17 protein-coding genes are annotated in these 14596 nt (G+C 33.7%); 10 read left to right on the top strand and 7 right to left on the bottom strand.

All coding sequences use genetic code 11. From position 1 onward, the window contains the following. Positions 1-539: 539 nt before the first annotated feature. Positions 540-836 carry a hypothetical protein gene (locus IPH52_17135; GenBank protein MBK7056734.1) on the top strand — a complete coding sequence of 99 codons (297 nt, stop codon included), beginning with the start codon at positions 540-542 and terminating at the stop codon, positions 834-836. 1984 nt (positions 837-2820) lie between these two features. On the opposite strand, the gene IPH52_17140 is transcribed toward IPH52_17135, so the two are convergent. After that, positions 2821-3072, bottom strand: a complete 252-nt coding sequence (locus IPH52_17140) for a MarR family transcriptional regulator (GenBank protein MBK7056735.1) — start codon at positions 3070-3072, stop codon at positions 2821-2823. Positions 3073-3531: 459 nt separating this feature from the next. Between IPH52_17140 and IPH52_17145 the strand changes: the two genes are divergently transcribed. Next, a complete protein-coding gene (locus IPH52_17145; GenBank protein MBK7056736.1) occupies positions 3532-3747 on the top strand; it encodes a hypothetical protein in 216 nt (71 codons plus the stop codon). A gap of 35 nt (positions 3748-3782) precedes the next feature. Here IPH52_17145 and IPH52_17150 read toward each other — a convergent pair whose 3' ends face one another. Further along, complete coding sequence (locus IPH52_17150; protein ID MBK7056737.1) at positions 3783-3929, bottom strand: cytochrome b/b6 domain-containing protein; 147 nt, start codon at positions 3927-3929, stop codon at positions 3783-3785. Positions 3930-4019: 90 nt separating this feature from the next. Continuing rightward, positions 4020-4307 carry a cytochrome b/b6 domain-containing protein gene (locus IPH52_17155; protein MBK7056738.1) on the bottom strand — a complete coding sequence of 96 codons (288 nt, stop codon included), beginning with the start codon at positions 4305-4307 and terminating at the stop codon, positions 4020-4022. A gap of 220 nt (positions 4308-4527) precedes the next feature. On the opposite strand from IPH52_17155, the gene IPH52_17160 reads away from it, so the two are divergent. Beyond that, positions 4528-4992, top strand: coding sequence for a hypothetical protein (locus tag IPH52_17160; GenBank protein MBK7056739.1), 465 nt, complete (start codon positions 4528-4530; stop codon positions 4990-4992). A 1206-nt stretch (positions 4993-6198) separates the two neighbouring features. Here IPH52_17160 and IPH52_17165 read toward each other — a convergent pair. The 4 genes from IPH52_17165 to IPH52_17180 are packed head-to-tail and all read right to left on the bottom strand — an operon-like array spanning position 6199 to position 8403. Continuing rightward, the gene (locus IPH52_17165; GenBank protein MBK7056740.1) at positions 6199-6558 is read right to left on the bottom strand and encodes an NAD-binding protein; all 360 of its coding nucleotides are present in this window, start codon (positions 6556-6558) and stop codon (positions 6199-6201) included. Next, positions 6548-7084 (bottom strand): cation:proton antiporter, encoded by a 537-nt coding sequence (locus tag IPH52_17170; GenBank protein MBK7056741.1) that lies wholly within the window; start codon positions 7082-7084, stop codon positions 6548-6550. Before IPH52_17170 ends, IPH52_17165 begins: the two co-directional genes overlap by 11 nt. Next, positions 6991-7872 (bottom strand): cation:proton antiporter, encoded by an 882-nt coding sequence (locus IPH52_17175; GenBank protein MBK7056742.1) that lies wholly within the window; start codon positions 7870-7872, stop codon positions 6991-6993. Before IPH52_17175 ends, IPH52_17170 begins: the two co-directional genes overlap by 94 nt. Before the next feature lie 3 nt (positions 7873-7875). Continuing rightward, a complete protein-coding gene (locus tag IPH52_17180) occupies positions 7876-8403 on the bottom strand; it encodes a DUF3124 domain-containing protein (protein MBK7056743.1) in 528 nt (175 codons plus the stop codon). An 843-nt stretch (positions 8404-9246) separates the two neighbouring features. Here IPH52_17180 and IPH52_17185 point away from each other — a divergent pair. The 7 genes from IPH52_17185 to IPH52_17215 all read left to right on the top strand — a co-directional run bounded on the left by IPH52_17185 (position 9247) and on the right by IPH52_17215 (position 14560). Next, positions 9247-10287 (top strand): hypothetical protein, encoded by a 1041-nt coding sequence (locus IPH52_17185; protein MBK7056744.1) that lies wholly within the window; start codon positions 9247-9249, stop codon positions 10285-10287. A gap of 135 nt (positions 10288-10422) precedes the next feature. After that, positions 10423-10737, top strand: a complete 315-nt coding sequence (locus tag IPH52_17190) for a hypothetical protein (protein ID MBK7056745.1) — start codon at positions 10423-10425, stop codon at positions 10735-10737. 72 nt (positions 10738-10809) lie between these two features. After that, positions 10810-11850 carry an SH3 domain-containing protein gene (locus IPH52_17195; GenBank protein MBK7056746.1) on the top strand — a complete coding sequence of 347 codons (1041 nt, stop codon included), beginning with the start codon at positions 10810-10812 and terminating at the stop codon, positions 11848-11850. Positions 11851-11871: 21 nt separating this feature from the next. After that, complete coding sequence (locus tag IPH52_17200; protein ID MBK7056747.1) at positions 11872-12306, top strand: hypothetical protein; 435 nt, start codon at positions 11872-11874, stop codon at positions 12304-12306. 76 nt (positions 12307-12382) lie between these two features. Beyond that, entirely contained in the window at positions 12383-12613 is a 231-nt protein-coding gene (locus tag IPH52_17205) for a hypothetical protein (GenBank protein ID MBK7056748.1), read from the top strand. Further along, complete coding sequence (locus IPH52_17210; GenBank protein MBK7056749.1) at positions 12594-13010, top strand: putative toxin-antitoxin system toxin component, PIN family; 417 nt, start codon at positions 12594-12596, stop codon at positions 13008-13010. Before IPH52_17205 ends, IPH52_17210 begins: the two co-directional genes overlap by 20 nt. Positions 13011-13426: 416 nt before the next feature. Beyond that, positions 13427-14560, top strand: a complete 1134-nt coding sequence (locus IPH52_17215) for a pentapeptide repeat-containing protein (GenBank protein ID MBK7056750.1) — start codon at positions 13427-13429, stop codon at positions 14558-14560. Positions 14561-14596 lie beyond the last annotated feature (36 nt).

Consider the following 14596-nt stretch of genomic DNA (forward strand, 5'->3'; position numbering starts at 1 on the left):
GGCGACATTTTAGTTGCGGACTAGGAGAAGTGTTGTCTAATAAAATAACGCCAAGCTTTCCGTTGTAGGTTTCCTCGACGTCGTGTCTCGGAAGGAACTATCACGTTATTATTTAGGTGGCAAGAGCATGAACAAACGAAATTTATTTGGTGAGTTGAATTTTAAAAAATAAGATTCCGATCGAGATTTAAAGAAGATAGTGTTAGAAAGTAATTGTTTACCTATCCTAAAAACGCGGTTACAATCAACTAACTATTGTTGAAGTAAATCATTACAGCATCCCTTCATAAAAACAGGTTCAACAAAGAAACCCGTAACTTTAATTCCAGATTATTGTTTAAAAGTTGAAAATAATTTTGCTTGGAATAGCAGATGCAAAAGCTCCAAATGAAAAGTAGCAGATAGACCATGTTGGGCAAGTGTATAGTTATGCTACATTCAGAAATAAGAAGTAAATATTTTGCTCTTTGTAATGGAGTTACAGTTTGTTATCATAGGACAGATGGAGATAATGAACCAATACTCTATTTTGATAACAGATGAAATATAGAGATAATTGGGATAACCAAAGGTTATCTATCGCAAGCTTTCATTTTGCAGGAAACATTTTACTTATGAGACTACAAATGCTGGCAAAGCCAAGGAGTTTGATTATAAAAATAGACGCTATTAGAAGAAGTGAAGTTAAGAAGCAAAGTGCAAAACATTTGGAGTTCACGGATATTTTACAGAAACAAAGCTGGAATGTCGTTGCTGAAGATATAAAAATTTTCCAAGAAAGGCGATTTAATATTGAGCCCCATTCAAGAGTGAGTAACCGCAATTGGAAACTTTAATGAATCATGGAAAGCAATAAGTATTGATATTAACCCGATGGCTGTCTTTATTGTAGATGCGTTAATTGCTCCAGTAGAGATCAATCACTCTTTGATGCTTTTTGAAAATAAAATCTGAATATATAAAAAATGAACCAAAAGACAAAAAGAAATAGAAAAGCCTTAGGCCAATATCCTTATCCAAAGGTTTTAGATTACCGAAAGATCCGGATGTTGAAACTAATGAAAAACTTTTACTAAAAAACAATTACTTTAACTGTCTTGCCAAATTTCTTATTAAAAAGAAAAAAATGAGAATTTAAGAAACTCACTACTTTTAATGTTTCCGGTCTTCTAACAAAAGTAAATCTTACCTACCATAACAAATCCTAATAGACCGGCAGATGGGCAAGGAAATTCAGCAATCTTTGCTTATTTATCGATACAAGAGTTGCTCTTGATCAGTGGATTATAGATGTTATGAAATACTTTGAACTTCGCTTTAAAAAAGTAATAGATGCAAAAAAAGAAATGAGATACTATATAAATGAGCAAACCATAAATGATATAAAAGTAATAAAAGGAAGACAAGCGATTAGAAGTAACTGAAAAAGATTTTAAATTGGAAGTAATAGAAGGGCGAGCACCACAAAACAAAAAATGAATACAATAAATTAATTTCAGATAGTATAAAGAAATATATAGAGTTTTAAAATTTGATAGATGGCTTTCTTTTGTATTCGCGCATAAAGAACCACAATTTTGGCATCTAATAGTTGGAACATGTAGAAAGGTGTGGATTTGAATACGTTGGAGCAGTCCACAAAAAATGGACAGACGAGCTTTAAAAGACAAATCCATTTACTGTTTTATCAGGGCCAACTCGACATTAACTTCCGAAAAGTAAATAACCCTAGAGCAATTATGAGAGCAAATTTAGGAATGGATATTTCTGAAATCGTTTTACATAATAGTTGAAGGAATTATTGCGAAGGATAATGGAGCCACTCTTGAGCGATTAATGGTAAGTTAATCATAAAGGTTTGGAATTAAGTTTCTTGATTTTCTAAAGCAATATACTGATCAGACTCCAATATTATTAGAAAGGTTGGGTTATAATATGAGCAGACAGAAAAATTTCTCATTCGGAAAAACACAAAATCCGTAAGTCATGCTTAGATATTAAACTAAGAGTAAGATATTATCTCATAAGTTACCGAAAGAATGGAGAATAACAATACTAACCCAACATTTGATGAAATTATTTTGAGTGTTTTGCCGTTACTTAAAATGGGAGTACCCCAGAACCCAAACTATATTAAGTGTTCTCGAAGACATTGGAGAACGTGTGTGGATGAAGATAGGTGGCAACAAAGGAATGAACAACCTACATTATTTAAAAAGGAAGCTATTGAGACTAAAAATGTTTGACACCCGACATCATGTCGGACTGGTTCTAGTGATTGGCGTTATTTTGGCTTTATCGTAGTAGACGCAACTAAAACGTCTGCCCTAACAAAGCGTGGTGATCTGCTGCGAGGCAAGTAAGATTTGCCTCTTGCTCCAGTCTGCTTAATTGTTGTAAGATTTTTAGTTCTAAGTGAAGACCATGCTAAAAAATACGCCTTCGCTACAGTCACGGAAAATTGCAAACAAAAGCAATTTCCGCGCCTTCCGCTCAGTCATATTTTGTTGCTTGTTTTTGTAGACTCGGAGACATTGAAATAAAATGAAAAAAGTGCTACCGCATTTTCCATTTATTTCAACGTCAAATACCGTGAACGTTATGCGGCATTTTTAGGTGCGGGCATGTTCGATAAAGGAACCAACGCTAGGATATTTTAGTATAGGTTTCTCGACGTCCGTGTCTCGAAAAATGCAAAGAAGATTTTTAAATGTATAAGAAATTTACTCCGTTTAGTTCAAGACATCTTTTTATGAATCCGGAGCAATCCTTAAAACCAGACTTTTTCGTTTTGTTGCTTATTTCCTGTAAAAAAAAACTTTAACTTTCCTTTTTATTCAAATTTTCCAAAGATTCTAGAATCATAGAAAATAATTTTCGTTGTTTGGTTTGAAAATTTACATCGAACAATTGAAATACAGAATATATTCTTTGCAAATGATCTGGTAAAATTTTTTTTAATTGTTTGATTCCATTTTTACTTAATGAAACTCGAATGACTCTTCTATCTTCTTTCGATGGTGTTCTTTGTATAAAATCGTTTTTTTCTAAAGTGTCTAGTATTCCGGTCATAGTTGGCGGTTTTGACACCTAGTTCTTTTCCCAATCGGATTACGGTCCAATCACTTTCGTTATCCGAGTAAAGAAGCATGATGGTAAGAAACCCAGGTTGAGATAGTTTGTATCTAGAAAAATGTAATTCGAATGAAGTGCTCACAATCGTAGAAAATTGTATAATCTCTGTAATACAATTTAGCAAAGATAGATCGGATTGGTTATTTTCAGATTTGATTTTTGTAAAAATCTTTTTTTGAACTTCTTTGTTTGGAGGTAATATCGTCTTTTTCATAATATTAATAAGTTTACTAATATTTAGCCCCCTAAATATTAGTAAACTTATTAAGGAGAAAAAGATGAAAAATATTACAATAAAATTGCCTTTTTTTCTGATTATATTAAGTGCATTACCTACTTTAAAGGAAGGATTATCGGTTATCTTGGAAATGACCCCGAAGGAATGATAGTCCTACATTGGTTGGTTTACTACAATGTCCTTATAGCATTTACTCTTTTTTTGTAGGATACCTACTTTGGATTCAGTCTACAAACAGATTAAAAATGGCAAGTATCGTTTTTTTAGGACATATACTTGTTATTTCCTTTTTACTTTTTACCTATTTCACAAGTGGAATGGTAGCTCAGAAAATGTTTTTGCCATGGCTTTCCGTTCCACACTTTGGGCGATAATTCTTTTAATTCGAAAAGGTTTTTAAAACTAACCCTTATTCACTTTTCGAAGGAGCATTGATTGCCATCCTTGCTAATATATTTCCCTTGGTGAATTGATAGAGGATAACGCCTGTTACATGGATAAATACAAGAATTAGTATTAATTTGGTAACAATTTCATGAATGTTTACAGATAACAATTCTCTATTTAAAAACGGCAGGATTGATATTTATAAAATTCCATTGTTCAAAATCCTTAGTGCTTGCCACTCATTCAATGAGTAACACTGTTATGTAAATAGACAATGCGTAGCAGTATATAGCATCTTATGCGCACCTTCGATTCCATCTGGTGTTGGATGAGAACTTTTGATTCGTTTATAAATTCTAATTAAAGTCAATAGCACTAGTAACAATCCACTAAATGTATGCGCTCTATAGAATGGTCTTGTAGTATTTTCATCATCCAGCTGAACCATCGCCGTCCCAATACCAAACAATCCCAAAATTAAAATCGCTGAAATACCATGTATAAATCTAGTTGATTTTGGGTGAACAAATTCTGTCGTAGTCTGCATGTTAAATTCCTATTTCTCGTATTTGAATCTAATTATTTAGGATACTAATATTTAGTCAACTAATTAAAATAGTGTAAAATTGATAGATAATGGGTTTTGTTAAGTTGTATATTTTTCATTCTCGAAATATTTTAAATTAAAACTGATTTTCTGGATTTAAAAAACAATTTACTTTCCTACAACAATGCGTTAAATAATTTGGTGGAAGAGGATTTAGAATATGTATAAAAATTTGTTTTTTATTTCAATTGGATTATGGGTTATTGTTTTATTAATTTTAGGAAAATTCTTCATTTCAGGAAATACACATCATTCTACAGATGGTAGGAGATACGTTGAATTATCCTGCAGAGAAAATTTTATTCTTTTAGAAATGAGAGGACTTTTGACTTCCCTGAATGGAGTTCTTGTGGGACTTGAAGCAAACGACAAAAAGAAAATGATTGAGTCTGCAAGAAGTGCAGGAACAAGTGGACACAACAACGTAGAATCCGGTCATGAGACAATCATGTTAAAACTTCCCATGGATTTTAAAAAAATGGGAATGGGTTTACATAAGGATTTTGATTCATTAGCAGAGACGATCGAGGCAGGCGGATCCGAAAAAAGACATTGTAAAAAACTAGCAATCATCTCCGGTCAATGTGTGCAATGTCATGCCGGATATCGTTTTTCTGCGGAATGATTGAAAGTTTTTCTGCGTTTATTTAAAAGTATCTCATTATGAAATAAGCCTACTCCGATTTTGCTATACCCATTCTCAAAAGTAAATTTAAATTAAAATTGGATACTATGCTTTTAAGTATGGGAATACCACTTTCTAGAAAAATAGTGGAACTTATTTGCGAGAAGTGGTATTTAAGCTTTTAATTTGTAGGAAAGAATGGGAGAGAATTATGAAAGAAGTTGGATGCAAATTACTAGAAAGAACAGTTTTCTCCTTGGGAAAATATTCTAATAATAACAAGTCATGACAGTTCAATTAGTGTTTGAAAATATGAATTAAATTGAAAGAGAAGGAAGGGATTACTTCTTTAATTTTTACTAGATTTAATAATGCTCTTACAGGCTAGAATCAATTAGCCATGTAAAGAATATTTTTTACGACTAACGTTGGATTTGCGGAAATTGCTACATAATAGAATTGACTAGCAACTTCGCAAACCCAACATATAAAAAGAATCGTATTGGGTAATGGAGTAAGTTTTACACTCGACATCGTGTCGAGACTGGATTTAGTTAAAGGCGTTGGTTAAGGCTTCTTAGGAGTGAGCGCACCTAAAACACCGCATAACTTCGCGTGATCTGCTTCAAAGCCTCACAATGTTCGGACGCTGTGGGGCTTTTCGATCAAGTCGGCTTAGTTGTATTAGCCACACTTTTTAGTATTTTTGTCAGACTCATGCAAGTCCAGTGCCTTCACTACTGTCACAAAACTTGCAGGAGGGGATAAGCAAGTTTATGTGCCATCCGTTCAGTCACAGGACTTGCTAGTAATAGTACGACTCGGAGACATGACTTTGAAACTCAAAAGGTGCTACCGCACTTTCGAGTTTCAAAGTCACGTCAGATACGCTTAACGTTATGCGGCATTTTAGGTGCGGGCATGTTCGATAAAGGAACCAACGCTAGGATATTTTAGTATAGGTTTCTCGACGTCCGTGTCTCGAAAATCGTAAAGAGGAATTTAAATGTATAAAAAATTTAATTCGTTTAGTTCAAAGCAATTCTTTTATGAAAGAAACGGAGTCCATTTTTGCTTTAAGATTTTAATTTGTTGGATTGAATTATGGGAGAAGTGCAATGCAAATTCCTAGAAAGAAAACTTTCGCATGACTTTTGCGTTAATTCAGTTCAATTTGAAATCGTCGCATGTAAGATAGTTGATTCACTATATACTAGCCAGCTCGTCTCTGGAAATGACCGCAATTTCTCTAGCGAGAGTTTTTCCAGCGAGAGAATAGGGTAGAATAACAAAATTAGCCCCTGCTTGTTCTAAAGCTGGAATTTGTTCGGGCATTTCGGCAGTGGCATAGATTACAGCATCAGGAGAAAGTTCTCGGCAAACTTTGGTTAGCTTCAAATTACTCGTTCCTTTAAGAAGTAAGTCCGGTACAGTGGAAATAATCATAGCCGCGTCATGAATAAGAGCGTGGGTTAATGTGTCTGAGCTGCCGATATCACCAAAGATTCCTTTCATTCCAAAATTAGAAAGCTCTTTCAGCACCTCAAGATTGTCATCAACGACCATAATCTTTTCTAAAAAGAGGATTTATGATTTTAATTTCATCAATAAACGCACGCGCTCCTCTATGAAATCCTAAAATGACGATAGGATAATCATTTTCCACCTCTGCATTTTCAGTGTCCCGAAGTCCATGAATAGAAGGCTTTTTTCTTAAACGATTCAAGATGTTTTGGATGAAATTATAAATTTGTAAATTATACTTGATAGTATATGTGGATGTAACAGCCGTTATCCCAAGTCCATACAGCAATAGAGAAAATGTAGTTTCACTTATGTGACCGTATTTCAAACCAAGTGTTGCAATCACAGGAGAAAATTCACTGATTTGTGTTAGATTCATACTAGAAAGAAGTGCCGAACGATGACTATTACCCGCTAATCTTACCAAAGGATAAATCACTAGGAGTTTAGAAAATGCAGCCGCAAGGATAATGACTACAAGAGGCGAGAAAATTCTGCTTGTGGTGCTGGAATTTTCATTCCGAGTGAAATAAAAAATAATGTCATAAAAAAGTCTCGTAGAGGTGATATCTTAGCTGTAATGTGAATATGATAGGGAAACGTAGAAATCGAAATTCCAGCAATAAGAGCACCCATTTCCATGGACAATCCGAGTAAAGACGCAGAGCCTGCAACAGCCGCGCACCAACCGATAGATACTGATACCACAAGTTCAGGTGATTTTGAAATCCTACTGAATAAACTGGAAAGTAAGTATTTACTGATAACGAAACCAGAAATAAGTAAGAGTATGGCTTTAGCAATGGCTATTAGTATTAACGAAATCTGCGGATCATTGAAATTAGGCTGTAATACTAAAAGTAAAATTGCCCAGATGTCTTGAAAGATTAATATCCCTACTGTAATTCTTCCCGGAATAGAATCCAATTCAAACTTATCATAAAGGGATTTTACTACAATCGCAGTGGAACTTAAAGAACAAAAAAATGCTAAGTACAATATCTCCAGTTTCGCACCTCCAAACAGAGTAGCGAATAACTGGAAGAATCCTAAAGTCAAAATGATATTCAAAGGAAATTGCCCTAGACCAGTTATTAGAATTGTCTTTCCATTTGCGATTAGGTTTTGTGGATTGAGTTCCAGACCAATAATAAACAGAAGCAAAATTAATCCCATTTCTGAAATAACTTCAATGTTATGAACATCCGCAACCAATTGAGGTGTGATATATGGACCAATAATCACTCCCGCAATAAGATAACCAAGTATCATGGGTTGTTTTAAAAAATGAATAATGAGTGTAGTTGCTGTCGCAATTACGATTGCAATTCCAATATCTGTTAATAAACCATGCATAGACTACTTACCAATATCCCGAACAACATAACCGGGGCTAATAAAAGAAACCCCCATATTCCCATCTCTCGAAACCATAATTGCTTCAATAATAGGTTTCACAATCTTATATTCGGATACCCATTCTACCATCGCATTAGCCCCTATCCCCGCTCCGGGTTTTTCGGGAACTAAATGGTAAATAGCCGTTGCCAATGGTGCTAATATTCTGGGTTCTTTAATAATCGCTTTGAGTAGAGTTCCATTTTCGGAATAATAACGAATAGTTCTTAAAATAAGTGGATGATCGGGATCTGTGTTGTGAATGGCAAGTGTTGTCACTAGAGATAATGTTAGCTCATCATTATAATGAAAGATGCGTGCATAAGCGGGCACATAAACCAAACTCCCACTTACAACATTGATTTTCTGCTGTGGAATTGGAAAAGTCTGTTCCACTATTTCTGGAGCAGGTTTTTTAGGTTTCTCATCACAGGTAAGGACATTCAAAAGAAAAAATGCAAATAACAATGCTCTCAACAAGTATTTCATACACACCTCGTTTTCTTACTATCAGAATTATCCATTTCATTCCTGTCAAATTTAAATTCTTGAAGTTACGTCTAACTAACTGACGTTACATAAAAAGGCAAATTTTACCCCGTTTAGTTCAAAACATCTCTTTAAGAAAGAAAGGGAATGCATTTTTGCTTTAAGATTTTAAATTTGTAGGAAAGAATGGGAGAGAATTATGGGAGATGTTGAATGCAAATTCATAGAAAGATAAATAAGTAATATTTTACTACACGCCCAACGTTGGATTTGCGGAAATTGCTACGGAATAGAATTGACAAGCAACTTCGCAAACCCAACATATATAAGAATCGTATTGGGTAATGGAGTAAGTATTACACTCGACATCGTGTCGAGGCTGGTAATAGATAAAGGCGTTGGTTAAGGCTTATTAGGAGTATGCGCACCTAAAACACCGCATAACTGCGAGTGAGCCACTGCGAGAGTGAACTATGTTCGGATGCTGTTCACTCTCTTGCTCCGAGCCGGCTGGTTGTTTAAGTGAAAAATTTTAGTTTATTTGGAAAGCTACCGCAAGTCCAGTGCCTTCACTACTGTCACGAAACTTGCAGAAAAGAGCAAGTTTGCGCGCCATCCGTTCAGTCACAGGACTTGCTAGTCATACGGTTGGCTCGGAGACATGACTTTAAAATTCAAAAGATGCTACCGCACTTTCGAATTTTAAAGTCACGTCGGCTACTCTTAACGTTAGGCGATATTCCCACCCCTAAAATTGGTCGGAATTGGTTATCCCGACATCCGTGTCGGGATAAAACATTAAAATAAAGCTTTTAAAAAACAGGAAGGAATTAACATAAGACTATGAAAATAAATCAATTAATCATTACTCAAAGTAAAGAGTCCATTGAGTTAAGAAAAGCAAAAATAAAATTTAAAGCATTGCTTATTGGGTTGAGCAATAACATTAAAAAGTTAGATCAAAGTATTGTCAGCATAGGTTCAAAAATTATCGATGCGGCTCCAGAAAAAGCTGGAAATGTTTTAAAAGAATCTGGCGGAATGATAAAAGGTCTATTCGGAAATTCTAAGTTAGGAAATAAAATTGGAACTTTTATTGAAGATGGGGGAAACCAATTATTGAGTAACAAAGAAGCGATTTCGAGCAAAGTAAAAGGAGGAATTACAAAGGTTAGAGATATAATGATCGAAACGGCAAATAAAGGCGGAAATATTACTGTAACGTTAGCCGAAAAGATTAAGGGAAATGAATTAACAGATATAGAAAAAAAACGTTATCATAAGGTTGGAGAAATTGCAACTCATATAGCAATTCCAGGTTCAGTTACGGCTTTAGGTACTTTTTTATTTTTCATTGATGCAGATATAGATGGATTAGAGGAAATAAGTTTACAGGATCCTGAAGTGTTAGAGGCTTTGGCAAGAAGTTGTAATACGATTACTGAAAATTCTAGCATGGATGAAATTCAGACCTACCTCTCTGGATTAGATTCAGAAGCTTCAATGGATGGATTTGCAAATAATATAAAAGGTATTCTTGGTGAAATGGAATTACTTGATGAATTGAATAAAAACAATGAGGGGATACTCTATTTTATGCCCGATGCTACCAATAATCCAGATAATGATATTTTCGGTAAAGATGTAAATGGAAATATAGTGGAGAAGATACAAGTTAAAATTACGAGTGAGCCTAATTATGTTAAGGCGGCACTAGAAAAACTTCCGCAAGATACAATTGTTTATGTGAATAGCGAAGTTGGTGATGAATTAAAAGGTGTAAAAAATATTGTGTCAACTTCATTAAGTGAAAAAGAACTTGAAGGTCGAGTAATTAATTTATTAACTAAATTAAAAAATAAAGGAGTCAGAAATGGCATTTAAATCAAGAGAGAAAGTAAGGCAGTTCGCTCAAACAAGAGGAGTTGAACTTAACGAATATGGAAATGAGGGTTTTGGACAAGTGAAGGCTCAACCATAGTTTATATTGAATTTTCAGATTTCAATAAAAGCGATGAAATGATTTCTGTGTATAGTGTAGTCGTTCGGAATGTAAGAGTTGATTCTACTCTAATGTCTAAATTACTCAAACTTAATACTGAATTTAATTTTGGTGGATTTGGGCTGATAGATGATATAATTATTTATAGGTATTCCTTATTAGGCGGGAATCATGTGGATATTGATGAATTTTTTAATGCCTTAGCTATGGTGGCTCTAGTTGCAGATGAATATGACAACAAGATCATTTCAACTCATGGCGGTGTTACTGGAGTTGACTTTCTAACGGAAGCCATAAGACAAAAAGAAGGAACAACTATTGCTCAGTGGTAATTCAGAGTTACCCTCTTATTAGTTATTTAAGAGGGTAACAAAATCTCTTTAAAATTATATAAAGGACTATATATGAAATTTCTCATTATTCTTTTCTGTATTTTCATGACCAATTGTGTGAATGAAAATATTAGAAATCTGGAACGAATAGGATTACCAGAATTAAGTATTCCGCAAATTCGAATTTTATACGGAAATTTTGAAAATAATAGTTTAAAACAGTCAAAGGTTGATTTTAACCCTTTAACGAAGGCATTACCATCAATGATATTATCTGACTTTGCGACAACGAAGCAATTCGAGTTAACGAATAATGAAGATAGGCTAAAAGTCTTAAAAGAAATAAGTGCCAAACAAAAAGCCGGACTAAATAACGAGACAAATTTTGCAGAATTATATAACGTAGATTGGTTACTGAGTGGAGACTTCATTGAATTTGAAAATAATATTTCAATCAATGCAAGGATAATAAATTTTAATAATTCAAAGACTCTTTTTGCGATTAATAAAACGTTTCCGACTAATGAGCTTTTACTTACAAGTTCAAGTAGAAAGGGCAAAATAAAAGAAGTCTCTCAATCCTTATTGGAGCAAATAGCATATGTTCATAAAAATATCGGGTTAGAAATTGAGACGACCAAGATCGCAGCATTGCTCAACAATTACGAAGGTGAGCTTTTAATTGATGATATCACGATTAATAAAGAAGTGGTAATCAATAAAGATAAGAACTATGAAAAGAAAATAAATGACATAAAAAAGAAAGCGAATGAAAAATTTGCAAAAGCGTTAGAAATTGATCCGGACTATAAAAAACCTAAAGAAAATATTCAAAAAGTTAACGATTGTACTTATTTTGCGCCAAAGAGGAATAACACTTTTGCACAAGTAAACGAACCCAAAGGTTTATTCTTAAGAGTTGGTCCTAGTCAAAGTTACGACAAAATACTATTACTCCCTGATCGCTCAAAATTAAAAATCATTGAACCAGCAAATAACGTTGATAAAATATATGATCTTTGCAGTCCGTGGTATAAAGTAATTTATATAGACCCTACGGAGGGAGAAAAAACTGGTTGGGTGTTTGGTGGCTTACTTAAATTTGAAAATTAATAATTCTGACGGAAGGAAAACATGAAACTATTTATCATTTCACTAATCTTATCATTATGCGCTTGCAATAGTCTCTATAAGTGTAATACGGGTGATTGTTTTGAAACAAAGAGCACCGTAGAATTTAAGGAGAATAGGGATAAATACACGGGAGACTTTAAAAGAGGATTTTTTGAAGGAGAAGGAACATACTTTTTTTCTAACGGGGATAAATTTTCTGGAATATTTCAAGAAGGCAAACCTATAAAAGGAAAATATACCTTTACCAATGGTAGTATTTATATTGGTAGTTTTGAGAATGGCACTTTCAATGGAATAGGCGAAATAATTTACTCCAAATTAAATGCGTATAAAGGTGAATTTAATAATGGAAAAATTACAGGTAAAGGAAAATTAGAACTTAATTTTGGAAGAACAATCGAAGGTGATTTTTTAAACGGTAAACAGCGTAAATAGCCTAATTTAAAAACTTATCTAATCCGGCGCTATTTTTTTGGTTGAATTTTTAAAGTTAGAAGATAATACTACTCATATGAAGACGATTACTGTTTCTATTTCCGAAAATGAATTTGAGCGATTTGGTATCAATTCCGAAAAAATTGATTTCAAAGAATTACTAAACAAAATAAGCATTGAATTAGCTAGACAAGCTGCCTATCAATGTCATGAAATAGCAAAAAGAGTCGGACTATCTACAATGACGATGGACGAAATTAGTGCAGAAGTTAAAGCAGTGAGAATGAATGCAAAAAATCGTTCTTGATACTAACGTTGTCGTTGCCTCCTTAATTTCAAACGGTATCCCTTTCAAAATTATAAATGAATTGGCTTTTGAAAACAAAGTTACCGTTTGCATTTCGGGTCCAATTTTTGAGGAATATGTAGAAGTTCTCAGTAGACCAAAATTTTCTGTCTTCAAAGATTTTAAAAGTAGAGCTGAAACCTTCATTACTAAGATTCAAGAAGTTGCTGTTAAATATTCCCCCGATATAAAATTAAATGTTATTTCAGACGAAGCGGATAATCGGTTTCTTGAATTATCCGTCTATGCAAAAGCCGATTACTTGATAACAGGAAACACAAACGATTTTACGGAAGACAAATATGAAAATGTAGATATTGTTACACCGCGTGAGTATTGGGATAATCACTCAGAGTGACTTTTTACTATTAGCCTCGACATCGTGTCTCGACTGGTTCTACATATTGGTCGGGGTGGGAACATCGCCTAACTGCGAGTATCCACTTCGAGAGTGGACTATATCGGAAGCTGTCCACTCTCTCGCTCCAAGCCGGCTTAGTTGTATTAGCCAGACTTTGTAGTATTTTTGTTGAACTCACGCAAGTCCAGTGCCTTCGTTCCGGTCACAAAACTTGCAAGAGAATAATGCAAGTTTTGCGCCCTACACTCAGTCACGGGACTTGCTAGTAGTTGGTCGGCTTGGAGACATGACTTTGAAACTCAAAAGATGCTACCGCACTTTCGAGTTTCAAAGTCACGTCGGATACTCTAAACGTTATGCGGCAGTTATGGGATTTTTAAATTAAATTTAAAGAAAATTAAAAGGAGTCTCTAGTGAAGGCAGAAGAAATACGTAACCTGTTTAAACTGTTAGGTTTTGAAGGACGAAGTATTACTGAAATCTGGTACAATGATGACGGGAAACTTAAAAAGAAGTTAAATGAATATGATCAGACTTTAGCTCAAAAAATAGAATCTTTAATTCGTTGGGAAACTGATATTGGGAAAAAAGTTTTAGGTGAGGTCAGGGCTTTTATAAAAGAAAAAATCGATATGACAAAAAAAGTAAATGAAGATTCATTTCAACTTGGTATTCATCATTTTGAGTTAACTATCATCGACTTTAACGAATTAAAAATAAATAATAAATCACTAAATGATTACTTTTACGAAAACGTACCTCATTCTCGAAAATACACAGGCTGGAATGATTTGGCAGGTATTCCTTTAGAAAATATTAGCATCTCAAATGCAATTATTCGTAACGCCTTATTTTCGGATTCTAATTTCAGTAACTCTGTTTTGCAATCAATTCGCTTTGAAAAATGTAATTTAAATAATTGTTCATTCAAAAATTGCCATGTTTCAGCTTTAAGAATTGAGGCTGCCCATGGAAGCTATTCAAATTGTGATTGGTCAGGAAGCTTAGTAAATGCAATTGAAATATCAAGCAAAATGTTTGGTGGAAATTCTAATTTAAATAAAATTTCATATTTTGAATTAATAAAACGGTCACTATGTATAAATAAAAAGAATAAGAGCTATACTGATTTTGTTTTTTGTCAGTTAATAAACGATGATACCGATCTTCAATTTAAAGATATTTTTAATTACATTAATTGGTATCAAAATACCATGAATCTTTTTAATTCAGCTAGTAAAGAAAAGAATCCAGTCAAAAAATTCTCAAAAGTAATAATGAATTTTGCTATAACAATCACAACTATGAACTGGCATTCATTTACAGCTACTGTCGTAACCGGAGCTTTCATAATTTTTATTTTTTCTTTATCTTATTGGTATTGGAATGACATTTATACAGACATTACTAATTATGAACGAGCTTTAAATTTTTCAATTCAAATATTTACTAGTCTTGGCTATGGAGATATAAAACCTGATTTGAAGAAAAGTAATATAGGACTTTGGGTAGTTTCATTAGAAACCGCGCTTGGATATTTTGGTTAGCTTTAGGAGTTTCTTACTGAATAAAAAATATTTAAA

It is taken from the genome of Leptospiraceae bacterium, assembly GCA_016708435.1.
Classification (GTDB): Bacteria; Spirochaetota; Leptospiria; order Leptospirales; family Leptospiraceae; genus UBA2033.